This is a genomic window from Micromonospora sp. NPDC049201 (genome assembly GCF_055586805.1).
In genome coordinates, this window is sequence record NZ_JBVJHM010000004.1 from 486319 (window position 1) to 508342 (window position 22024).

Annotated in this window: 18 protein-coding genes and 1 tRNA gene; 7 read left to right on the forward strand and 12 right to left on the reverse strand. The window is 73.5% G+C overall.

Annotation, left to right across the window (positions count from 1 at the left end):
• Positions 1 to 1830: a hypothetical protein gene (locus ACZ6O5_RS12265; protein WP_465976578.1), complete on the reverse strand. Its 1830-nt coding sequence runs from the start codon at positions 1828 to 1830 to the stop codon at positions 1 to 3.
• Between the two features lie 101 nt (positions 1831 to 1931).
• On the opposite strand from ACZ6O5_RS12265, the gene ACZ6O5_RS12270 reads away from it, so the two are divergent.
• The 3 genes from ACZ6O5_RS12270 (at position 1932) to ACZ6O5_RS12280 (ending at position 3350) form a co-directional block, all read left to right on the forward strand.
• Positions 1932 to 2012, forward strand: a tRNA-Leu gene (locus ACZ6O5_RS12270).
• Between the two features lie 110 nt (positions 2013 to 2122).
• On the forward strand, positions 2123 to 2956 hold the full coding sequence (locus ACZ6O5_RS12275) for a Bax inhibitor-1/YccA family protein (RefSeq protein ID WP_281944166.1): 834 nt from the start codon (positions 2123 to 2125) through the stop codon (positions 2954 to 2956).
• Between the two features lie 73 nt (positions 2957 to 3029).
• Positions 3030 to 3350 carry a hypothetical protein gene (locus ACZ6O5_RS12280; RefSeq protein ID WP_465976580.1) on the forward strand — a complete coding sequence of 107 codons (321 nt, stop codon included), beginning with the start codon at positions 3030 to 3032 and terminating at the stop codon, positions 3348 to 3350.
• Positions 3351 to 3721: 371 nt separating this feature from the next.
• Here the strand turns inward: ACZ6O5_RS12280 and ACZ6O5_RS12285 are convergent, their stop codons facing one another.
• Genes ACZ6O5_RS12285 through ACZ6O5_RS12300 form a run of 4 tightly spaced genes read right to left on the reverse strand, consistent with a single transcriptional unit; the run spans position 3722 to position 8455 of the window.
• Positions 3722 to 5209 carry a CYTH and CHAD domain-containing protein gene (locus ACZ6O5_RS12285; protein ID WP_465976582.1) on the reverse strand — a complete coding sequence of 496 codons (1488 nt, stop codon included), beginning with the start codon at positions 5207 to 5209 and terminating at the stop codon, positions 3722 to 3724.
• A 40-nt stretch (positions 5210 to 5249) separates the two neighbouring features.
• A complete protein-coding gene (locus tag ACZ6O5_RS12290) occupies positions 5250 to 6512 on the reverse strand; it encodes an acetyl-CoA C-acetyltransferase (protein ID WP_465976584.1) in 1263 nt (420 codons plus the stop codon).
• 58 nt (positions 6513 to 6570) lie between these two features.
• Positions 6571 to 7386, reverse strand: a complete 816-nt coding sequence (locus ACZ6O5_RS12295) for an SGNH/GDSL hydrolase family protein (RefSeq protein WP_425785809.1) — start codon at positions 7384 to 7386, stop codon at positions 6571 to 6573.
• Positions 7387 to 7408: 22 nt separating this feature from the next.
• Positions 7409 to 8455: an SGNH/GDSL hydrolase family protein gene (locus ACZ6O5_RS12300; protein ID WP_465976586.1), complete on the reverse strand. Its 1047-nt coding sequence runs from the start codon at positions 8453 to 8455 to the stop codon at positions 7409 to 7411.
• 132 nt (positions 8456 to 8587) lie between these two features.
• Here ACZ6O5_RS12300 and ACZ6O5_RS12305 point away from each other — a divergent pair, with 132 nt between their 5' ends.
• Positions 8588 to 8944 carry a YkvA family protein gene (locus ACZ6O5_RS12305; protein WP_465976588.1) on the forward strand — a complete coding sequence of 119 codons (357 nt, stop codon included), beginning with the start codon at positions 8588 to 8590 and terminating at the stop codon, positions 8942 to 8944.
• A gap of 73 nt (positions 8945 to 9017) precedes the next feature.
• On the forward strand, positions 9018 to 10388 hold the full coding sequence (locus ACZ6O5_RS12310) for a cystathionine beta-synthase (RefSeq protein WP_357291793.1): 1371 nt from the start codon (positions 9018 to 9020) through the stop codon (positions 10386 to 10388).
• A gap of 31 nt (positions 10389 to 10419) precedes the next feature.
• Here ACZ6O5_RS12310 and ACZ6O5_RS12315 read toward each other — a convergent pair whose 3' ends face one another.
• From ACZ6O5_RS12315 to ACZ6O5_RS12335, 5 genes are all read right to left on the reverse strand, one after another.
• Positions 10420 to 10929 carry a GNAT family N-acetyltransferase gene (locus ACZ6O5_RS12315; RefSeq protein ID WP_465976590.1) on the reverse strand — a complete coding sequence of 170 codons (510 nt, stop codon included), beginning with the start codon at positions 10927 to 10929 and terminating at the stop codon, positions 10420 to 10422.
• Positions 10926 to 11855 carry a ribonuclease Z gene (locus tag ACZ6O5_RS12320; RefSeq protein ID WP_465976592.1) on the reverse strand — a complete coding sequence of 310 codons (930 nt, stop codon included), beginning with the start codon at positions 11853 to 11855 and terminating at the stop codon, positions 10926 to 10928. Before ACZ6O5_RS12320 ends, ACZ6O5_RS12315 begins: the two co-directional genes overlap by 4 nt.
• 304 nt (positions 11856 to 12159) lie before the next feature.
• Complete coding sequence (locus ACZ6O5_RS12325) at positions 12160 to 13344, reverse strand: osmoprotectant NAGGN system M42 family peptidase (protein ID WP_465976594.1); 1185 nt, start codon at positions 13342 to 13344, stop codon at positions 12160 to 12162.
• Positions 13341 to 15182, reverse strand: coding sequence for an N-acetylglutaminylglutamine synthetase (ngg, locus tag ACZ6O5_RS12330; protein ID WP_465976596.1), 1842 nt, complete (start codon positions 15180 to 15182; stop codon positions 13341 to 13343). The genes ACZ6O5_RS12325 and ngg overlap by 4 nt, the downstream gene beginning before the upstream one ends.
• A 2-nt stretch (positions 15183 to 15184) precedes the next feature.
• Positions 15185 to 16975, reverse strand: coding sequence for an N-acetylglutaminylglutamine amidotransferase (locus ACZ6O5_RS12335; RefSeq protein WP_465976598.1), 1791 nt, complete (start codon positions 16973 to 16975; stop codon positions 15185 to 15187).
• A 373-nt stretch (positions 16976 to 17348) separates the two neighbouring features.
• Here ACZ6O5_RS12335 and ACZ6O5_RS12340 point away from each other — a divergent pair, with 373 nt between their 5' ends.
• Entirely contained in the window at positions 17349 to 19478 is a 2130-nt protein-coding gene (locus ACZ6O5_RS12340; protein WP_465976600.1) for a HelD family protein, read from the forward strand.
• A 75-nt stretch (positions 19479 to 19553) separates the two neighbouring features.
• Here ACZ6O5_RS12340 and msrA read toward each other — a convergent pair whose 3' ends face one another.
• A complete protein-coding gene (gene msrA, locus ACZ6O5_RS12345; RefSeq protein ID WP_465976602.1) occupies positions 19554 to 20216 on the reverse strand; it encodes a peptide-methionine (S)-S-oxide reductase MsrA in 663 nt (220 codons plus the stop codon).
• 74 nt (positions 20217 to 20290) lie between these two features.
• Positions 20291 to 20704, reverse strand: coding sequence for an HIT family protein (locus tag ACZ6O5_RS12350; RefSeq protein ID WP_405092465.1), 414 nt, complete (start codon positions 20702 to 20704; stop codon positions 20291 to 20293).
• A gap of 168 nt (positions 20705 to 20872) precedes the next feature.
• Here ACZ6O5_RS12350 and ACZ6O5_RS12355 point away from each other — a divergent pair, with 168 nt between their 5' ends.
• Positions 20873 to 22015: a cystathionine gamma-synthase gene (locus ACZ6O5_RS12355; RefSeq protein WP_465976604.1), complete on the forward strand. Its 1143-nt coding sequence runs from the start codon at positions 20873 to 20875 to the stop codon at positions 22013 to 22015.
• The last annotated feature ends 9 nt before the right edge of the window (positions 22016 to 22024 follow it).

Sequence of the window (22024 nt, forward strand, 5' to 3'; positions counted from 1 at the left end):
TCAGAACCGCCAGGTCCAGGCGTCGGCGACCCGGAGGCCCGGCCCGAAGAGCGCCTCCAGCGTGCGGCGCAGCAGCTCCGCGTGCGGGGCGTCGTCGGTCAGCGCCACGCACGACGCGCCCCAGGCGTCGACGTCCCGGGCCGCCTGACGGCGCTGCCGGTCACCGATCGCCGGCGCGACGCCCCGCCGGGCCACGTCGGCCAGCAGCGCCGAGGTGGGACGCTGCCAGGTGCCCATGGTGGCCGAGCCGCCGGGACCGTACGGGCCGATGAAGAACCCCTCCGGCATGCCGAACCCGACGCCGGTGGCGGTGGCCCACCGCATCGGCCCGGGGTGCTGCGGGGTGGCCGTGGGCACCGGCACCAGCACCCCGCCGGGGCGGACGCACTGCCGCCAGTGGCCGCCGGTGACGAACGTGGGCAGCGGCGGCCGGTCGATCGTGGGCAGCGGCGTCGGGAAGACGCTGAGCAGGGCCGCGCCGACCGCCAGCGGCACCAGCCGGCGCGCCGGACCCGGCTCGTGCAGCGCCCGGTGCACGGCGAGCGTGAGTACGGTGCCGACCAGCGGCAGCACCGCCAGCGCGAACCGGGTGGGCAGCGCGCCGTCCACCACCGGCAGCCCGGCCAGCAGCGCGTACGGGCCGGGCACGCCGGTCCGTTCGCCGCCGGCCACCACCTCGGGGCCGAGCGAGAACGCGGCCAGCACCAGCGCCCCGGCGACCAGGGCGCGCACCAGCGCGCGCCGGCCCAGCCAGACCGCGCAGCCGGCCGTCACCAGCAGCAGCGGCCAGCCCAGGAACGTGGTGAACTCCGCCGGGCCGGTGGTCAGCCGGACCGCCTCCGGGCTGCCGAGCACGGTCAGCGCGGAGAGCCGGGTCCAGCCGGTCAGGTCGGCGGAGAAGTAGGCGGGCGGGAAGATCCCGTCGGCGACGCCCTGCGGGCCGGCGAACTGGAGCCGGAGCGGGTACGCCAGCACCACCAGCGCGAGCCCGGCGGCGCCGAGCAGCCCGCCGGCGAAGCCGGGCAGCGCCCGACGCGGCAGCTCCCGGTCGGCCAGCCCGTACGCGACGGCCAGCACCGCCAGCGTGAGCGCGGTGAGGAAGAGCACCTCCTCGCCGACGAAGACCTGGACGACGGCGGTGCCGGCCAGCCCGACCGCCGAGGAGATCATCCGGCGGCGGTCCGGGCCGTCCGGGCGACCGGCCGGGTCGGCGGCGCGCAGCAGCCGTACCACCAGCCAGACCAGCACCGGGACCAGCCACTGCGCGGTCATGTGCAGGTGACCGTTGCTCTGCGAGACCATGCCCGGCCCGAAGCCGCAGAGCGCCGCGCCGAGCCCGGCGGCGAGCCGGTGGGCCCGCAGCGTCCGGGTGAACAGCAGATACCAGGCGACCGCCGTGCCGGCCAGGTTGCCGGCGACGAGCAGGGCGAAGGTGGCCGGCGCACCGAACGCCAGGGTGACCGGTGCGAGCAGCACCCCGAGCGCGACGACCGAGGTGTTGGCCATCAGGTTGACCCCGTCCGGCGCGTTGAGCCGGTCGGTAACCAGGCTGAAGTCACCGCGCAGGGCCCGCGCGTCGAGCGCCAGGAACCATTCGTAGAGCGTCTGGTCGGCCGGGTTGAGGGCGAGCATCCGGGCGCCCGGCGTCGGCCACAGGCCGTGGGTGAGGCCGCCGGCGAACGCCACGAACAGCAGCCCGACCAGCAGGTCCGCGCGGTGCCGGCGAGCGACGGCCCGGACCCGGCCGACCCGCGCCGCGGTGGTCGCCGGTGCGGGGCGGACCGCCTGGTCGCGGTCGGGCCCGGGGGCCGCGCGGGCGGCGCTGGTCACGGCCCCGACCCTATCGGCCGCCCCCCACGGGGTACGCCGCGACGCGGCGCAGCCGCTACGGTGAGATCTGCACCGCGCGTGTCGGCGCGGCGGTGTCACCCGCCCGGGTGGTGGAACGGCAGACACGGCCGCCTTAAAAGCGGCTGCCGAAAGGCGTGCGGGTTCGACCCCCGCCCCGGGCACGGAACTCTCAGCTTTCCCACAGCTTGACGCCGCGCAGGGTCTTGTCGCCGCGTCTACGCTGGGAGGTGCACGTCTACGTGCGAACGACCCCCTGAGGGAGGCCTGAGAAGTGAAGACCTCGAACCCGGTGCTCGCCCGGCTCGGCCAGGCGGCCGAGCGTGAGCGGGCGACCGGGTACGCCCAGCCCGGGCCGTACGGTCAGCCCGGATACCCCCAGCAGTACCCGCCGCAGCAGCACTACCCGAGCGGCTACGGCCAGCCGGTGGCCCCGCCCGCGGTGACCCCGATGACCCTCGACGACGTGGTCGTCAAGACGGTCCTCATGCTCGCCATCCTGGGCGCCTCGGCCGCTGCGGCCTGGGTGCTCGTGCCGGACGCCCTGGTCGGCGTCGCCTGGATCGGCGCCGCCGTGGTCGGCTTGGTGCTCGGCCTGATCATCTCGTTCTCCCGGATGGCGAACCCGGCGCTCGTGGTGGCGTACTCGATCGTCGAGGGCGTCTTCGTCGGCATGGTCAGCAAGGCGTTCGACTCGCTCTACGACGGCATCGTGCTCCAGGCGGTGGCGGCCAGCTTCGGCGTCTTCTTCCTGATGGCGATGATCTACAAGGCGCGGATCATCCGGGCCACCCCGAAGTTCGCCCGGATCATGGTGGCGATCATCGCCGGTCTGTTCGGGGTGATGCTGGTCAACCTGGTGCTGTCGCTGTTCGGCGTCAACACGCACCTGCGGGACGGCAGCCCGCTCGCCATCGGCTTCAGCCTGGTCTGCATCGTGGTGGCGTCGCTGAGCTTCGTGCTCAACTTCGCCCAGATCGAGGAGGGGGTCCGGATGGGGCTCCCGCAGCGCTACGCCTGGACGGCCGCGTTCGGCATCGTGGTCGGGCTGGTCTGGCTCTACATCGAGATCCTGCGGCTGCTCAGCTACTTCCAGGGCGACGACTGACCGTCCCGCCCGCCCGTCGACGCCCGCCTGCCGCATCCCGCGGCGGCGGGCGTCGTCCGTAGACTCGGCGGTGATGAGCGAAGCGGAACTGGACCGGGCGGTGGCCCTGCTGGTCCGACAGGTCGGGCACTGGCAGCAGCCGCGCTGGTCGGCGCCGGCCGGGGGTGGCAACGTGTCCCGGGCCGACCTGGTGCACAAGCTGGTCCAGGAACTCGCCAACCTGGCCGCCGACGCCGCCGGTGAGCCGCGCCGCGAGGTGCCCCGGCTGCCCAGCGACCTGGCCCTGCCCGACCAGCTCCGGGTGGTCGCCGCCGACCTGGCCCTGGCCGCCCCACCGGCCCCGGTCCTGGCCGCCGCCGCCGACGCGATAACCCGCACCCGCGCCGCGCTCTAGGGGTCGCCGCCCTGCCCCGAGACCCCGACGGGTCCTCCTGCGGGCCCTTTCGAGCTGATAGCAGAAACGACTCACCGCGCCTCGCGTCAACGCCGGTGCGGCGTTGTCGCTGCCTGCTCCCCGACGATCGGTAGCGGCGAAGGACCGCCGGTAGTCGGGACGGACTGCCGGGAGCCGCGAGGACCGCCGGGAGCCGCGAGGACCGCCGGGAGCCGGCGCCGTCGCCCTGGTCGGGCCGCACCCCTGGCCGGCGGCATGGCCGTCCGGGCCTGAGTCGTTCCTGCTATCAGCTCGAAAGGGCGCGCAGGAGGACACCTCAGCCGGCGGCCCACCGGACCCGATCTGGTCCAGTGGCTCAGTAGCTCAGTAGCTCAGTGGCTCAGCCAGCGGCGCACCTTGTGCTGACGGGCCCGGTTCCGCGCGCGGAGCACCGCCGGCAGGTCGTGCCCGGCGGCCTCGGCCTGCCGCGCGTGCAGCAGGCCGTAGGTGAACGTGTTCTCACCCTCGGCGTACGCCCGCAGCGCGTGCCGGCGCAGTGCCTCCCGGGTCACCACCGAGTCCTGGTGCGTACCGAGCAGGTTCTGGAGCGCCTTGAGCCGCTTCACCAGGCGGCGGGCGGCCGGCTTGCCGGCGTCGGGCACCCGGACCTCCACCGCGTACCGGGCCGCCTTGTACTTCCTGCGCGCCTCGTGCAGGGCGGTGTCCCCGGCCGGTCCCCGGTCGGCCAGCGCCCGGTCCAGCCGCTCGTCGGCGCGGCGCACCGCCCGGCGTACCCGGCGGTCCACCCAGCGGCGGTTCACCTCGCCGGTCGGGCCGTCGAGCAGCCGGTCCAGACGAGCCAGCAGGTCGGGATAACGGTCCGCGTCCAGCGCCGCGCGCAGGGCGGTGGTCGACTCGGCCAGGTCGGCGGCGAACCGCTCCCCGAGCCGCGCGGCGACCGGGCCGAGCACCAGCTCGTCGGGCAGCTCGTGCACCGCCGCGGCGAGTCGGGCGGTCAGCACCTGGACGTCGCGGACCCCGCCCAGGTCGCCGCCGAGCTGCCGCAGCTCGCCCCGGACCGCCTCGCTCTCCTGCCGGTCCCACAGGCCGCGGAACGTGCGCAGCGTGGCCCGCAGCCGGCGGATCGCGACGCGCATGTCGTGCACCGCGTCCGCGTCCCCCTGGTACGCCGCCGCGTGGTTGCCGACGATCGCGTCCCGCTGCTTCCGGGCGTACCTCACGACCGGCTCGGCCGGGCCGGTGGGCGCCCGGTCGTCGAACCGGGCGAGCCGCCCGGCGACCGCGCGGTGGGACTTGCTGACCGGCACCTCCCGGGCACCGGCCTCGGCCAGCCGGGCGGAAACCGCGTCGAGCAGCTCCTCCTCGCCGTCGACCAGCTCGACCTCGATCTCGTGCCAGGTCCGGGCGGTGCCGTCGACCAGGTCCTCGGACCGGACGTCGTCCTCGGCCACCTCGGCCAGCACGCGCCCGTCGGCGTCCAACAGTCGTCGCTCCCGGCGGTGGTTGACGACCCGGGCCGCCGGGGCCACCGGCCGACCCCGGGACGCGCCCCGGATCAACGCGACCAGCTCGGCCGGTGGGCCGGCGTCGGCCGCCCCGGCCGGGAACTGGTGCTCGACCCGGGCTCCACCGACCGCGCCCACCTTGAGGTGCCAGCCCGCGTCGTGCCCGCCGGTACGCCGCCGCAGCGCGTGGGCGCTCCGCAGCAGCCGCAGGTCGTCGGTGTCCCAGTAGACGGCGTCCAGCTCCGAGGCGGTGGCGTCGGACATCGTCACGACGCCACCGCACCCGGTCAGGTCGGGCAGCCGGAAACCCTCGTCGCCGGAGAATTTGCGCTCGCGTTCCACGACGGTCGCCATGCGGGTTCCGGTACCCGGCGCGTGCCGTGGTGAACCGAGTTCAGCTCAGTCGTTCGAGCACCATGGCCATGCCCTGGCCGCCGCCGACGCACATGGTCTCCAGGCCGATGGTCTTGTCGTGCCACTCCAGCGCGTTGAGCAGGGTGCCGGTGATCCGGGCACCGGTCATGCCGAACGGGTGACCGACCGCGATCGCGCCGCCGGCCACGTTCAGCTTCTCCTCCGGGATGCCGAGCTGCCGGTACGACGGGATCACCTGGGCGGCGAACGCCTCGTTGATCTCCACCAGGTCGACGTCGTCGATTGTCATGCCGGCCCGCTTCAGCGCCTGCTTCGACGCCTCGACCGGGCCGAGGCCCATGATCTCCGGGGAGAGCGCGGTGACGCCGGTGGAGACGATCCGGGCCAGCGGGGTGAGCCCCAGTTCGGCCGCCCGCCCGGCGCTCATGATCACCACGGCGGCGGCGCCGTCGTTCAGCGGGCAGCAGTTGCCGGCGGTGATCCGGCCGTCCGGGCGGAACACCGGCTTGAGGCCGGCCACGCCCTCCAGGGTCACCCCGGGGCGGGGACCGTCGTCCGAGCCGACCACGGTGCCGTCCGGCGTGGTGACCGGCGTGATCTCGCGGGCCCAGAAGCCGTCCGCGATCGCCTTCTCGGCCAGGTTCTGACTGCGGACGCCGAACGCGTCCATGTCCGCGCGGGACACGTCGTACACCTGGGCCAGGTTCTCCGCGGTCTGCCCCATGGCGAGGTAGATGTCCGGCAGCCCGCCGGCCTCCCGCGGATCGGTCCACACCTCGGCGCCGGCCTGCGTGCGGGCCTGCGAGCGCTCGCGTGCCTCGGCGAAGCGCGGGTTCTCCCAACCGCCGCCGACCAGCGCCTGCGCCTCCGGCGGCAGCGTGTCCGAGTTGCCCCGGGCGTACCGGGAGACCATCTCCACACCGGCGGAGACGAACACGTCGCCCTCACCGGCCCGGATCGCGTGCATCGCCATCCGGGTGGTCTGGAGCGAGGAGGCGCAGTAGCGGGTCAGCGTGGCGCCGGGCAGCCCGTCCAGGCCCAGCAGCGTGGCGACCACCCGGGCCATGTTGAAGCCCTGCTCACCGCCGGGCAGACCGCACCCGAGGTAGAGGTCGTCGATGGTGGTGGGATCGAGCGCCGGCACCTTGTCGAGGGCGGCCTGGACGATGGTGGCGGCGAGGTCGTCCGGGCGGACCTCGCGCAGGGAACCCTTGAACGCGCGGCCGATGGGGGACCGGGCGGTGGCGACGATGACGGCGTCGCGGGGCGACTCAATCGGCATGAACCAACGTTAACCCGCGGGTAACTTGCGGTGGAAGCCGCGCCCCGGGCGGGAAATGTCACCCTGCCGGCGGCCGGCGGTGGTGCCGGAACGCGACCGCGGCGGCGGCCTCGACGGCCGGAAGCAGTGCGTGCGCCCAGACCCGGTAGCCGTCCGCGGAGGGGTGGAAGCCGTCGTGGCAGAGCGTGCCGGCGTCGGCCCGGAACACCGGGCCGGTCTCGGTGCCCAGGTCGACGACGGTGCCGCCGGCGTCCAGCACGGCCGCCGTCTGGGCCCGCGCCATCCGCCGCCCGGACCAGCCGAGCACCTGGCGCAGCGGAGCGGCGACGGCGCGTACCGCGCCGAGGTCGGGGCAGGTGCCGACGACGACCTCGATGTGAGCCTCGCGCAGCCGGCGGACCGCCGAGCCGAGGTACGCCGCCGCGTCGGCCGGACGGCCCATGGCGGTGGCGTCGTTCGCCCCGATCAGCACCACCGCCACGTCGGGCCGCTCGCCGAGCAGCGCGCGGGCCACCTGCGTGGCCAGGTCGGTGGCGCGGGACCCGGAGACGCCGACGCTGGACAGGTGCACCCGCCGGCCGGTCGGCCCCTCGGCGAGCAGGTGGGCGAGCTGGCCGCCGATGGTCTCCTCGAACCGGTCGACGCCCACCCCGATCGCCGACGAGTCGCCGAGCAGCACCAGCCGCAGCGGCGGGGCGTCGGCCCGGCCGACGGTGGCGCGCAGCACCAGACCCAGCTCGGGCTGGGCGTACTCCCGGGTGCGGGCGGCGATGGCCTGGCCGGCGAGGACCGCCGCGCCACCCACCGTGCCGGCCAGCAGCGACAGCGCCGCGGCCCGGCCCCATCGGGCCGCCGTCTCGTTCGATCCGCTCATGCCGGCACTCCGCTTCGCTCGCTCATGCCATTCCCTCCAGCGTGGCCGAGTCGGTGGCGGTGCCGCTGGGGGGCATCGCGCCGACGCCGAAGAACGCTCGCCGGCGGAGCTGTGCCCACCGACCGCCCGGCCCGCGGTCGCGGCCCCGGAGCTGGGCGCCGCTGACCTCCGTGCCGGCGTGCCGGGCCGCCTCGTGGGCCGCCTCCGGGAGCGACCGTACGCCTTCCAGCCCGATGCGCGAAGGACGGCGTTCCGGCACCGCGCCCAAGGCGGAGAGCACGGTGGGCAGTAGCGCCGCCGCGGCCATCGCGTACCCCTCCGCGGAGGGGTGGAACCGGTCCCAGGCGAACATCCGACCGGGCTCGGCGGCGAACCGCGGCCCCAGCAGGTCACCGAGGGAGACCGTCCGGCCGCCCGCCTCCACCACGGCCACCGTCTGGGCGGCCGCGAGCTGGCGGCTCCAGCGTCGGGCCAGCCAACGCAGCGGCGGCTGGATCGGCCGGATCGTGCCCAGGTCGGGGCAGGTGCCGACGACCACCTCGCAACCGGCGGCGCGCAGCGTGCGGACCGCGTCGACCAGGTAGCGCACGGCCAACGCGGGCGGGGTGCGGTTGGTGACGTCGTTGCCGCCGACCAGCACCACGGCCACGTCCGGTGTGACCTCCAGGGCGGACTCGACCTGCGGCTTCAGCCCGGCCGACAGCGCGCCCACCACGGCGAACCGGTGCAGCCGGACCGGGCGGTGCAGCCGGCGGGACAGCCCGGTGGCCAGCAGCGAGCCGGGCGTCTCCCGGCGCCGGTGCACGCCGTAGCCGGCCGCGGAGGAGTCGCCGAGGACGACCATGGTGACCGGCTGGCCGGGGAATCGCGCGCCGTAGACGCCGTCGCAGCGTGGTGGCGGCGCCTCGGCCATCGGGATGGTGCGGCGGGCCTGCCGGGCCTGGCCGAGCAGCACACCACCGGTGGCAGCCGTGGCCGCCACCGTGGCGCCCGTGCCGATCGCCGCCAGGCGGGCGATCTGCCGGGCGCGTCGCCAGCGGGCCGGCGCGACGGAACCGACGTCCCCCATGAACCGACAGTATCGCGCCGGTACGACGACCGCTGTCCTTGATCCTGCGGCTGGGAGCCGGCCGTTCTGGGTACCGGTGGGGGTGGGCTTGCCACGGGGCCGCACCCTGGTCCGGCGAAGAGAGGCGGAATCATGGGGAAGACGTTGAAGCGCAGCGCCGCGTTCGCCGCGTTGGCCCGGGCGTTGGCGGCCGGGGCGCGGGGCGGGCCGTCGCTGGGTGCCCGGCTGGCGGCGCTGCCGCGCATGATCCGGGCCACCGGGCGGGGGGAGTACGACGGCGGGCTGCGCCTGGCGTTGATGGCCGGCGCGACGGCGTACGTCGTCTCCCCGATCGACCTGCTGCCGGAGATCCCGCTGGCGATCTTCGGGCTGGCCGACGACGCCGTCATGGTCACCTGGCTGGCCGGCAGCGTGCTCGCCGAGACCGAACGGTTCCTGGAGTGGGAGGCACGCCGCAGCTCCGTCATCCCGGGGCAGGTGGCCCCCTGACGGCACGTACGCTGGGCGGCGAACCGGCTGACCGGCCGCCCTCCGACGGCGGCGCTACGAAGGGCACAACGAGGTGCGGTACTACGACAACGTCGTCGAGCTGATCGGCAACACCCCGCTGGTTCGCCTGCGCAACGTCACCGAGGGCATCCAGGCGACCGTGCTGGCGAAGGTGGAATACGTCAACCCGGGCGGTTCGGTCAAGGACCGGATCGCGCTGCGCATGGTGGAGGACGCCGAGAAGGCGGGCATCCTCGGGCCGGGCGGCACGATCGTGGAGCCGACCAGCGGCAACACCGGCGTCGGGCTGGCCCTGGTGGCCCAGCTCCGGGGCTACCGCTGCGTGTTCGTCTGCCCGGACAAGGTCAGCCAGGACAAGCAGGACGTGCTGCGGGCGTACGGCGCCGAGGTGGTGGTCTGCCCGACCGCCGTCGCGCCGGAGGACCCGCGCTCCTACTACAACGTCTCCGACCGGCTGGCCCGGGAGATCCCCGGCGCGTGGAAGCCCAACCAGTACAGCAACCCGGCCAACCCGCGCTCGCACTACGAGACGACCGGTCCGGAGCTGTGGCGGCAGACCGAAGGGAAGATCACCCACTTCGTCGCCGGCGTCGGCACCGGCGGCACCATCTCCGGCATCGGTCGCTACCTCAAGGAGGCGTCCGAGGGCCGGGTGAAGGTGATCGGCGCGGACCCGGAGGGCTCGGTCTACTCCGGCGGCACCGGCCGGCCCTACCTGGTCGAGGGCGTCGGCGAGGACTTCTGGCCGGAGACGTACGACCGGTCCGTCGCCGACGAGATCGTCGAGGTGTCCGACAAGCAGTCCTTCGAGATGACCCGCCGGCTGGCCCGTGAGGAGGGGCTGCTGGTCGGCGGCTCCTGCGGCATGGCCGTGGTGGGCGCGCTGGAGGTGGCCCGCAAGGCCGGCCCGGACGACGTGGTGGTGGTGCTGCTGCCGGACGGCGGCCGGGGCTACCTCTCGAAGATCTTCAACGACCGCTGGATGGCCCGGTACGGCTTCCTGGACGACGCCGGCGCCGAGCCGACAGTCGCCGACGCGCTCGGTGGCAAGCCGGGTGGCCTGCCCGAGCTGGTGCACGTGCACCCGACCGAGACGGTCCGCGACGCCATCGACTACATGCGCGAGTACGGCGTCTCCCAGCTTCCGGTGCTCAAGGCCGAACCGCCGGTGGTGACCGGCGAGGTGGCCGGCTCGATCGCCGAGCGGGACCTGCTCGACGCGCTCTTCACCGGCCAGGCCCACCTGCACGACACGATCGAGCGGCACATGGGCGAGCCGCTGCCGATGATCGGCGGCGGGCAGCCGGTCAGCGAGGCGGTGACGCTGCTGGAGAAGGCCGACGCGGCGCTCGTGCTGGTCGACGGCAAGCCGAAGGGTGTGCTGACCCGGCAGGACCTGTTGGCCCACCTCGGCGCGCGCTGAGCGGGGTGCGGGGCCTCGGCGACGGGGCCCCTCACACCTCCCGCGCGTAGCGGAGCCGGGCGACCGACCGGGGGCCGATCCGGTCGGTGCTCCGGGTGCCGGTGGCGTGCCAGCCGCCGCGCTCGTAGAAGCGGCGCGCGGACGCGTTGTCGGCCAGCACCCACAGCGCCGCCCGGGCCCACCCACGGGCGCGCGCCGCGTCCAGCGCGTCCAGCATCAGCGCCCGGCCGGTGCCCCGGCCCCGCTCGTCCGGGTCGAGATGCAGGGCGTGGAGCAGCCCGGTCGCCGGGTCACCCTCGTCGTCCGGCCCGAGATAGCTGAAGCCCACCAGCCGTCCGTCCCGCTCGGCCACGGTCATCCGGTGGTCCGTGCCCTCCCAGGTCAACCGTTCCACCCAGTAGTGGCCCATCGCCTCGGCGGTGGGCTCGGCCAGCGCCTCGGGGGGCAGGAACGACGAGTACGCCGCCACCCGGGAACGCTGGTGCAGGGCACCGACCGCCAGCAGGTCGGTCTCGGTCGCGGGGCGTAGGGAGACGGTCACCCGGGCGACGGTACCCGCCGGGGCGGCACCGGCACCGTCTGGAGGTCCTCGGCGATCACCAGGTCGCCGGCGAAGTGCTCGCGGGCCTCGTCGTGGAAGCGGCGCGGGTCGGCGTACCGCTGGGAGAAGTGGGTGAGCACGAGCGTGCGTACCCCCGACTCGGTGGCCACCCGCGCGGCCTGGCCGGCGGTGAGGTGGCCGACCTCGGCGGCGAGCGCGGCCTCCGACGCCAGGAACGTCGACTCGATGACCAGCAGGTCGGCGTGCTCGGCCAGCGCGTACACGCCGTCGCAGAGCCCGGTGTCCATGACGAACGCGAACCGCTGCCCCGGTCGGGTGACGCTCACCTCGTCGGAGGTGACGCGGCGTCCGTCGACGTCCAGGTGGCCCTCGCGGAGCAGCTTGCCCACCGCCGGACCGACGATGCCGTACGCGGACAGCCGCTCCGGCAGCATCCGGCAGCCGTCCGGCTCGACGAGTCGGTAGCCGTACGTCTCGATGGGGTGGCGCAGCCGGCGGGCCTCCAGCGTGCCGACGCCCAGCGTGATCCGTTGCCCGTCGGCGTCGATCGGCTCGACGGCCAGCTCGGCGGTCTCGTGGAAGCTGGACGCGTGCCGCAGCCGGGCGAAGTAGTCGGCGCCGCCGGCCGGGAAGTGCACGGCCACCGGGTGCGGGACCCGGTCCAGCGAGAGGCGCTGGATCATGCCGGGCAGGCCGAGGCAGTGGTCGCCGTGGAAGTGGGTGACGCAGATCCGGGTCAGGTCGGTGGCGGTCACGCCGGTGTGCAGCATCTGGCGTTGGCTGCCCTCGCCCGGGTCGAAGAGGATCACCTCGTCGTCCCAGCGCAGCAGGTAACCGTTGTGGTTGCGGGCCCGGGTGGGGGCCTGACTGGCCGTGCCGAGCACCACCAGCTCACGCATGGACACGGTTTTCTCCCGGGCATGAAGCGACCCCCGGGGCTTACCGCGCTCGCGCGCGGGCCGGCTGGACTATGGCCGGCACCCCGGGGGTCGGGTGGCTGTCGTGGTTTCGCCGCACCGCTGCCACACGGTCTCGACGATCGTGCTGCCCGCCTTGCGGCGGACGATGTCTCACTGTCGAGGACAGCGGCTAGCGGACAGCCACCTCACGAGTCCGATTGCAATACAAGTCTGGACCACCTCCCTTCACGTGTACCGCCACGCTATCCACTTCCCGGCGGCCACGGCAACGGATTTCGATCACAGACCTCTACTCCACCCCGATGGGCCCCTCCCGGGGTCCCTCCTCGTGCGCGGGCTGCACCGCCAGCGACGGGAAGTCGGCCAGGTCGCCCTCCGGCTCGGCGTCCCACTCCGGGAAGACCAGCGGGCTCTGGAGATAGAGGCAGAGCAGTTGGGTGAGCTGGTGGAGGCCGTCGAGGTGGGTCCGCTCGTGGCCGTGGGTGGCGTCCACGCCGAAGCCGAGCAGCGCCACCCGCGCGTGCGCACCGGCCTCGACCGCGGACGCCGCGTCCGAGCGGTAGTAGTCGAAGACGTCGCGGACCAGGTCGACGCCGTGCTCCTTGGCGATGGCGGCCAGGTTGCGGGTCAGGTGGTAGTCGAACGGCCCGACCCCGTCGCCCATGGCCAGCGTGGCGGCGGTCTCCCGGGACTGCTGGCCGGGCGCGACCACCGCCGCGTCCACCGAGACGATCTCCGCCACGTCCGGGTCGAGGCCGTGGCTGGCGCCGTGGCCGATCTCCTCGGTGACGGTGACCAGCAGGTGCGCGGTGACCGCCGGGGTCACCCCGGCGTCGACCATCGCCTTGAACGCGGTCAGCACCGCGGCCACCCCGGCCTTGTCGTCCAGGTGCCGGGACTTGACGTACCCGGTGGGGGTGATGGTCGGGTTGGGCAGCAGCGCGACGAAGTCCCCGGCGTCGATGCCGAGCGCCCGCAGGCCGGCCTCGTCGTGCACCGGCTCGTCCACCCGGACCTCGACCAGCTCCCAGCCGACCCCCTGGAGGTCGACCGCCTCGTTGTAGCGGTGCCCGCTCGCCTTCAGCGGCAGAATCTGGCCGGTGACCACCCGGTCCAGGTCGTCGGTGAAGATCCGCACGTGGGCGCCCTCGGCGAAGCGGGCGCTGTGCGTGCCGATCGGATTGATCTCCAGCCGCCCGTTCTCCTTGAGCCGCTTCACCATGCCGCCGATGGTGTCGGTGTGCACCACGACGGCCCGGTCGGCGCCGGTCGGCCGGGGCCCGGGCAGGCAGGCGCTCAGCGCCCCGCGCCGGGTCAGCGTGGAGCTGATCCCGAGCGCGGAGAGCCGCTCGCCGACGTACTGCTGGATGTGGTCGGTGCGCCCGGACGGGCTGGGGATCTCCAGCAGTTCCACCAGCACCTGGCGCAGGTATTCGAGGTCGAGCTTGAGCGGTTGGGGTTTGCGTGCGGTCATGCCCCTGAGCCTGCCGCACCGGCCGGCGACCAGAGTCGCTGCGGTGCCCGCGTGCCCGGGAAGAGGAGGTCGACGAAGCGTTCGGCGGTCGGCTGCGGCTCGTGGTTGGCCAGCCCCGGCCGCTCGTTGGCCTCGATGAACACGTGCTCCGGGGCGTCCGGCGCGGGCACCAGCAGGTCCAGCCCGGTGACCGGGATGTCCAGCGCCCGGCTGGCCGTCACGCACGCCTCGGCGATCGCCGGGTGCAGCTCGGCGGTCACGTCGTGGATGGTGCCGCCGGTGTGCAGGTTGGCCGTCCGGCGGACCGCCAGCACCTGACCCTCCGGCAGCACGTCGTGCATCTGGTAGCCGGCCTCGGCCACCACCTCGCGGGTCATGTCGTCGATCGGGATCCGGGACTCGCCACCGGTGGCGGCGGCCCGGCGGCGGCTCTGCCGCCCGATCAGCTCGGTGACGTCGTGCACGCCGTCGCCGGTGATCTGCGCCGGCCGGCGGACCGCGGCGGCCACCACCTCGTGGTCGATCACCACCACCCGCAGGTCCTCGCCGGCGCGCAGCTCCTCGATCAGCACGTCCGGGCAGAACCGCCGGGCCAGCTCGACGGCCGCGGTCAGCGCCTCCGGCGTCCGTACGCCGACGGTGATCCCGTTGCCCTGCTCGCCGCGCGCCGGCTTGACCACCACCGGGCCGACGTCGGCCAGGAACGCCAGGTCGTCGGGCTCGCCGGTGGCGGTGCGCCCACGCGGTACGGACAGGCCCGCCTCGGTGAGGATGCGCCGGGTCACCCGCTTGTCGTCGCAGCGGCTCATCGCCACCGCCGAGGTCAGCTCCGACAGCGACTCGCGGGTGTGGATGGTCCGGCCGCCGCTGGTCAGCTTCAGCTCACCCCAGTGCGGGTCGGTCACCTCCACCCGGATGCCGCGCCGCATCGCCTCGTCCGCGACGATCTTCGCGTACGGGTTCAGCTCGTCGTAACCCTCGGGCATGGCCGGCAGGAACAGCCGCTCGTTGATCGGGTTCTTCCGCTTCACGCAGAGCGTGCCGGTGCGGTGGAAGCCGAGCCGCTCGTAGAGCCGGATCGCGCCCGAGTTCTCCGCCAGCACGGACAGGTCCACGTACGCCCGGCCGCGCGCGTCGAGCTGGTCGGCGAGCGCGGTCAGCAGCGCCTGGCCGGTGCCGGGCGGCGCGGTGTTGAAGTCCACCGTCAGGCACCAGAGGCTGGCGCCCTGCTCCGGGTCGGCGAAGACCGCGACATGGTCCACGCCGGTGATGGTGCCGACCACCTCGCCGGCCGCGTTCTCGGCGACCAGGTGCAGGAACCGGTCGGTGGCGGCGTTGTCCACCAGCACCCCGACCGGGGCGGTGACCATGCCGTTGCGGGCGTAGATCCGGTTCACCGCGTCCGCGTCGTCGGCGTCGCGCAGCGGCCGGACGGTCAACCCGGGGATGTCCTCGCCCTCGGTGGCGGCCGGCCGGTGCTCGCCCAACGGCAGCCGGTAGGTCAGCGACGGGTCGATGAACAGCTCGTCCGGCAGCCGGGAGACCAGCACGTGCGGGTCGCGCAGGTAGATGCAGATGTCCCGGGCGCCGTTGGCCTCGGAGCGCAGCACGTCGGCGACGTGCACCTGGTTGGTGAAGGTCTGGCCGAAGACCAGCCGGCCCCAGCCGCAGTCCAGCACCACGCCGGAGGCGTCGGTGGCCACGGCGGTGGACGGCAGCGTCGGCTCCGGCGTACCGGGGGCGACCGGGTCACCGCCCGGGCCGGTGCGTTCGCGACGCCGGCCCAGCACCCGTTCCCGGTCGGTGCGAGCCGTGCCGGTGGCGAGGGTGTCGGTCACGGTCAGTCGATTCCGTGGCTCTGGAGCCACATTTCCAGGAGTCCCAGTTGCCACAGCTTGTTTCCGTTCAACGGGGTCAGTTCGGCGTTCGGGTCGGCGAGCAGCGCGTCGACGTAGTCGGCGCGGAACAGGTCACGGCGGCGCGCCTCGGGGGCGCTGAGCGCGTCGCGTACCCGGTCGAGGAGCTTGCCCTCCAGGTGGGTGAGGCCCGGGACCGGGAAGTAGCCCTTCGGCCGGTCGATGACCTCGTGCGGCAGCACCCGGCGGCCGATCTCCTTGAGCACGCCCTTGCCGCCCTGGGCCAGCTTCAGCTCCGGCGGGCAGCTCGCGGCCAGCTCGACGAACTCGTGGTCGAGGAACGGCACCCGGGCCTCCAGCCCGTGCGCCATGGTCATGTTGTCGACCCGCTTCACCGGGTCGTCGGTCAGCATGACCTGCGTGTCGATCCGCAGGCCGGCGTCGACCGCGGTCTGCGCGCCCGGCCGGCCCAGGTGCGCGGCGACGAACTCGCGCGCCGGGTCGCCGTCGGCCAGCCAGTCCGGGTTGAGCACCCGGGCCAGTCCGGCCGCGTCGCGGTCGAAGAACGCCTTCGCGTACGTGTCGAGCGCCGCCTCCCGGTCCACCCCGGCCAGCGGCGGGTACCAGTGGTAGCCGCCCAGGATCTCGTCCGCGCCCTGGCCCGACTGGACCACCTTCACGTGCCGCGCGACCTCCTGGCTGAGCAGCCAGAACGCCACGCAGTCGTGGCTGACCATGGGCTCGCTCATGGCCGCCACGGCGGCCTCCAGCGGCGGCAGCAGGTCGCCGGTGGGGACCCGGATCTGGTGGTGGTCGGTGCCGAACGTCTTCGCCACCAGGTCGGAGTAGACGAACTCGTCGCCCTCCCGGCCGCCCACCGCGTCGAAGCCGATGGAGAACGTGGCCAGGCCGGAGCGGGCCTGCCCCTCGCCGGCCAGCAGCGCGACCACCAGGCTGGAGTCGAGGCCGCCGGAGAGCAGCACACCCACCGGCACGTCGGCCACCATCCGGCGGCGTACCGCGGTGGTGAGCGAGTCGAGCAGCGCGTCCTGCCAGTCCCGCTCGGACCAGCCGGCCCGTTCGGTGGCCCGGCCGAACGTCGGGTCCCAGTAGACCCGCTCGCGGGTGGTGCCGTCCGCCTCGTACACCTTGACGGTGGCCGGCGGCAGCTTGGTGACGCCGGCGAGGATGGTCCGCGGCGGCGGCACGATGCTGTGGAAACTGAGGTAGTGGGCGAGCGCCACCCGGTCGATGGTGGTGTCGACGCCGCCACCGGCCAGCAGCGCCGGCAGGGTGGAGGCGAAGCGCACCACGCCGGGGCTCTCGGCCAGGTACAACGGCTTGATGCCGAGCCGGTCCCGGGCCAGCACCAGGCGGCCGGTGTCCCGTTCGCTGATCGCCACCGCGAACATGCCGACCAGGTGGTCGACGAAGTCGAGCCCCCACTCGGCGTACGCCTTGACCACGACCTCGCTGTCCCCGGCGGAGAAGAAGCGATGCCCCTTGGCCTGCAACTCGGCGCGCAGCTCGCGGTAGTTGTAGATGCAGCCGTTGAAGACCCCGGTGAGGCCCGCGGCGGCATCCACGATGGGTTGGCCGCTGGCCGCGGACAAGTCGATGATCTTCAGGCGCCGGTGTCCCAGCGCGGTCGGGCCCTGCGACCAGATGCCGCTGTCGTCGGGCCCTCGGTCACTCATCGTGGCCGCCATCCGTTCCACGGCCGAGACATCGGCCCGTGAACCGTCACGACGGAACTCTCCCGCAAGTCCGCACATACGAGCCAATGCTGCCAGAGCTTGTTGCAGTTCGCCTGTTGAGACGATGACGAACGTGTGACAGCTTGCTACGATGCGCCGTCACCGACGGTGGTTACCTGTCACGGTTTCGGTTCCTGCCCGCCCGCGACGAATGCCGGAAACCCGCCGACCCTGAGGTGTGACGAACCCCGCAGACCCGGTTCGGGCCGCCGCCGGCCGGCCGGTCGCCTGTCGGGAGGCCACAGACGGTCCGTGGACGGCAAGGCATTGAGACTCCTGTCTCCGCGGATTGGTTTCCTGGGCGATGCGGAGAATCCGCCCCTATGCTTGCCGCCGGAATGCGCCGCGGCTCATCGGGGCCGCCGGAAAGCCTCAATACGGGGATTCGCGAATGCGCCAGAATTCTTCTTCCAACAACAGCATCACCGGTGCCGCCGACGGTGTCGCACGTCGATCCGCGATCGCCGAGGAACAGGCGTTTCTCGACCTGGCCACGGCCCGGCGCGACACGCTCGCCGACCATCTGCGGACCGAACTGTCGTCGGACCCCGCGGATGCGGTGGAACGGGCGCGGCAGCGCATGCTCCGCCGGCAGCACGAGGAACTGCGGCGAGCACGGGAAGGGCTGGTCTTCGGCCGTCTCGACGCTCGTGACGGCACCGTGCGACACGTGGGCCGCGTCGGTCTGCGCGACGACGGCGAGGACGGTGAGCCGCTGTTGCTGGATTGGCGGGCTCCCGCGGCCCGACCGTTCTACACCGCGACGGCGGTCGACCCGCAGGGTCAGGCACGGCGTCGTCACATCCGCACGACGGAATCGACAGTTGTCGGCGTGGACGACGAACCACTGGACGGGACGGCGACCGCGGAACTCGTCGGTGAGGGCGCGCTGTTGGCCGCCCTGGACGAGCGACGTACGGGCCGCATGTCGACGGCGGTCTCCACGTTGCAACGCGAACAGGACGACATCATCCGGGCCGAGGCGACCGGCCCGTTGATCGTCCAAGGGGGGCCCGGCACCGGCAAGACCGTGGTCGCCCTGCACCGCGTCGCCTATCTGCTGTTCGCCCACCCGACAATGGCGGAGCAGGCGGTCCTGGTCCTCGGCCCCTCGCCGCGGTTCCTCCGCTACATCGCCCAGGTGCTGCCCGCGCTCGGTGAGACCGCCGTCGTCTCGGCGACCTGCGACACGCTGCTGCCCGGGATCCGAGTGGGCCGGGACGAGAGCCGGCCCCTCGCCGAGATCAAGGGCCGCGCCCTGTGGCAGACCGCGCTGGAGAACTACGTCACGTCGCTGCTTCCCCCGGCCCGTGAGCTGAAGCTGCGCTGGGAGGGCGAGTTCTACGTCATCCCCGCCGAGACCGTGGCACAGGCGCTCGTGTCGGCGGTGCAGGGCCGCCCGTACCACCGCGCCCGCACGGCGTTCGCCGAGCAGCTGCACCACATCCTCGCCGACGCCGTCGTCGCGCAACGCGAGGCGCTGATGGACGAGATGGAGGAGGGCTTCGAGGACATCCTCGCCCGCGTCGACCGGAGCATGCGGCACGACCACGTCGGCAGGAGAGCCACCGGCAGCGACGTGGACGGGTTGTTCTCCGAGGAGGAAGTGGAGAGTCTGCCCGGCCGGATCGCCGAGAACGCCGCCATCGCCCGGTTCGTCGAGGCGTGGTGGCCCAGCCTCGACGCCGAGACCCTCCTGCGTGATCTCCTGGCCGACCGCGCCCTGCTGACCCGGTTCGCCCCCCGGCTCACCACGGACGAGATCATCGCCGTCTCGGCCGAGCCGGCACCATGGGCGTCGAGCGACATCCCCCTGCTCGACGCGCTCGCCGACCTGCTGGGCGAGGTCGAGACCCCGCAGCCCCAGGGCGAGTTCGTCGCCGACCACGCCCGCCGGCGACGCGACTGGGTGTACGGCCACATCGTCGTCGACGAGGCGCAGGAGCTGTCCGAGATGCAGTGGCAGATGGTCCTTAGGCGCTGTCCCGGTCGCTCCGTCACCGCGGTCGGCGACATCGACCAGGCGGCGGCCGCGCACCGGCACACCAGCTGGGCCCAGGCGGTGCAGGCGGTCTTCCGGGACCGCTGGACCGCCGCGGAACTGACCATCTGCTACCGGACCCCGCGTGAGGTCATGAGCCTCACCGGGCCCGTGCTGCGAGAAGCCGGCAGCCGCAACGCGCCGCCCCGGGCGGTGCGCTCCTCCGGCCGCACCCCCTGGGTGCGCACGGCCCCGCCCGCCGAGCTGGCCGGCGTCGCCGTCGAAGCGGTGCGCGAGCTGCGGCAACGGTGGCCAGGCGGGACGGTCGGCGTCATCGCTCCCGTCGGCCGCATCGCCGAACTCCTGGCCGTGCTGACTGATGTGCCGGTGCTCACCGCGACCCAGTCGAAGGGACTGGAATGGGACGCGACGCTTCTCGTCGACCCCGAGGGCATCGCCGCCGAGCCGCGCGGCTGGAACGGCCTCTACGTCGCGCTCACCCGCTGCACCCAGGAACTCGGACAGGTGGTGCTCGCGTAGCGGTCGCCTGTCGGGCACGACGACCGGGGCGGCGTACCCGCCGCGCCGCTCATCGTGCCCGCCGCGCCGCCGGCCTCAGCTCCCGGTGCGGGCCACGCCGACCGGGCAGCTCAGGCCGTTGGGCCCGTGGTTGCAGTAGCCGTTCGGGTTCTTCGTCGGGGCCAAATACTGCTGGTGGTAGTCCTCGGCGAAGAAGTAGTCGCCCAGCGGCGTGATCTCCGTGGTGATCTCACCCTTGCCGGCGCGCGCCACGATCGGCGCGAACGCGTCCCGCGACGCCTCGGCGGCGGCGAGCTGCTCGTCGGTGGTGGTGTAGATCGCGGAGCGGTACTGGGTGCCCACGTCGTTGCCCTGGCGCATGCCCTGGGTCGGGTCGTGGTTCTCCCAGAAGACCTTGAGCAGGTCCTCGTAGCTGATCGTCGACGGGTCGTAGACCACCTGGACCACCTCGGCGTGCCCGGTCATGCCCGAGCAGACCTCCTCGTACGTCGGGTTGGTGGTGTACCCGCCCGCGTAGCCGGCCGACGTGGTGAGCACGCCGGGCAGCGTCCAGAACAGGCGCTCGGCGCCCCAGAAGCAGCCCATGCCGAAGACGGCGACCTGCGCGCCCTCCGGGAACGGGCCCTTCAGCGAGGACGGCAGCACCTCGTGCCGGTCGGCGATCGGCATGGCGATCGGGCGGCCCGGCAGGGCCTGGTCGGGAGTGATCATCTCGGCCTTCATGCGGCGGAGGAACACGGTGGGACTCCTCTCGTGGCTTTCCCAGCGTGTAACAGCGCCGGTCCCCGGTTCCTTACCCGTCCGCCCCGGCGTCAGGCCAGCGCGGCCGAAATCCGCCCGGCGAAGCCGGTCGCCTCGGCGTCGTCGGCGTAGCGGGTCCGGGGCCAGAAGAAGCCACGCAGCCCGTCACCCTTGGTCCGGGGCACCACGTGGGTGTGCAGGTGCGGGACGGACTGGGACACCTTGTTGTTCATCGCCACGAACGTCCCACCGGAGCCCAGACCGGTCTCCACCGCCGCCGCGATCCGCTGCACCAGCCGGAAGTAGCCGGGCAACGCGTCGCCCGGCAGGTCGGTCAGCGCCACCAGGTGGGTGCGCGGCACCACCAGCACGTGGCCCTTGAACACCGGCCGGGTGTCGAGGAACGCCACCCCGTCCGGCTCGTCCGTCACCACGAAGCCCGGCACCTCACCGGCCACGATCCCGCAGAACACGCACCCAGCCATCCGCCCAGGCTAGGCCCACCCCACCGGTCCCGCCGGGCGCACCCTGCCCCCGACCGACGGTGTCGATCATGAAGTTGGCGGCGACATTCCGGGCCGTGTGCACCGTCAACTTCATGATCGACGCGGGTTCCCGGAACCGGGGTGAACCGGCGGACTAACGTCTCGGGCATGAGTCACGGCTTCGAGACGCTCGCCATCCACGCCGGCCAGGACCCGGAGGCCCGCACCGGCGCGGTGATCCCTCCGATCTACCAGACCAGCACGTACGCCCAGGACGCGGTCGGCGCGCCCCGCGAGGGCTACGAGTACAGCCGTTCCGGCAACCCCACCCGGGACGCGTTGCAGGAGTGCCTCGCCGCGCTGGAGGGCGGCCCGATCGGGCTCGCCTTCGCCAGCGGCCTGGCCGCCGAGGACACGCTGCTGCGGACCGTCTGCAAGCCGGGCGACCACGTGGTGATCCCGGACGACGCGTACGGCGGCACCTACCGGCTGTTCGCGAAGGTGGCCGAGCGCTGGGGCCTGGACTACACCCCGGCGAAGGTCTCCGACCCGGCCGCGGTCCGGGCCGCCATCCGACCCGGCGCGACCCGGATCGTCTGGGTGGAGACGCCGACGAACCCGCTGCTCGGCATCGCCGACATCGCCGCCCTGGCCGCCGTGGCGCACGACGCCGACGCGTTGCTGGTGGTCGACAACACGTTCGCCTCGCCGTACCTGCAACAGCCGATCGCGTTCGGCGCGGACGTGGTGGTGCACTCCACCACGAAGTACGTCGGCGGGCACTCCGACGTGGTCGGCGGCGCGCTGGTCGCGGCGGACCGCGGGCTCGGCGAGGAGCTGCGCTACCACCAGAACGCGATGGGCGCGGTCAACGGCCCGTTCGACGCCTGGCTCACGCTGCGCGGCATCAGGACCCTCGGGGTACGGATGGACCGGCACTGCGACAACGCCGAGCGGATCGCCGCCTTCCTGGACGGCAACACGAAGGTCGCCCAGGTGCTCTACCCGGGCCTGCCGTCGCACCCGGGTCACGAGGTGGCCGCCAAGCAGATGCGCCGGTTCGGTGGCATGATCTCGTTCCGCGCGGCGGGCGGTGAGGAGCACGCCGTGGAGATCTGCAACCGGGCCCGGCTGTTCGTGCTCGCCGAGTCGCTCGGCGGGGTGGAGTCCCTGATCGAGCACCCCGGCCGGATGACACACGCCAGCGCTGCCGGCTCGCCGCTTGAAGTTCCCGGCGATCTCGTGCGACTGTCTGTCGGCATCGAGACGGTCGACGACCTGCTCGCCGATCTGGAGCAGGCACTGGGCTGACCGCTGGAC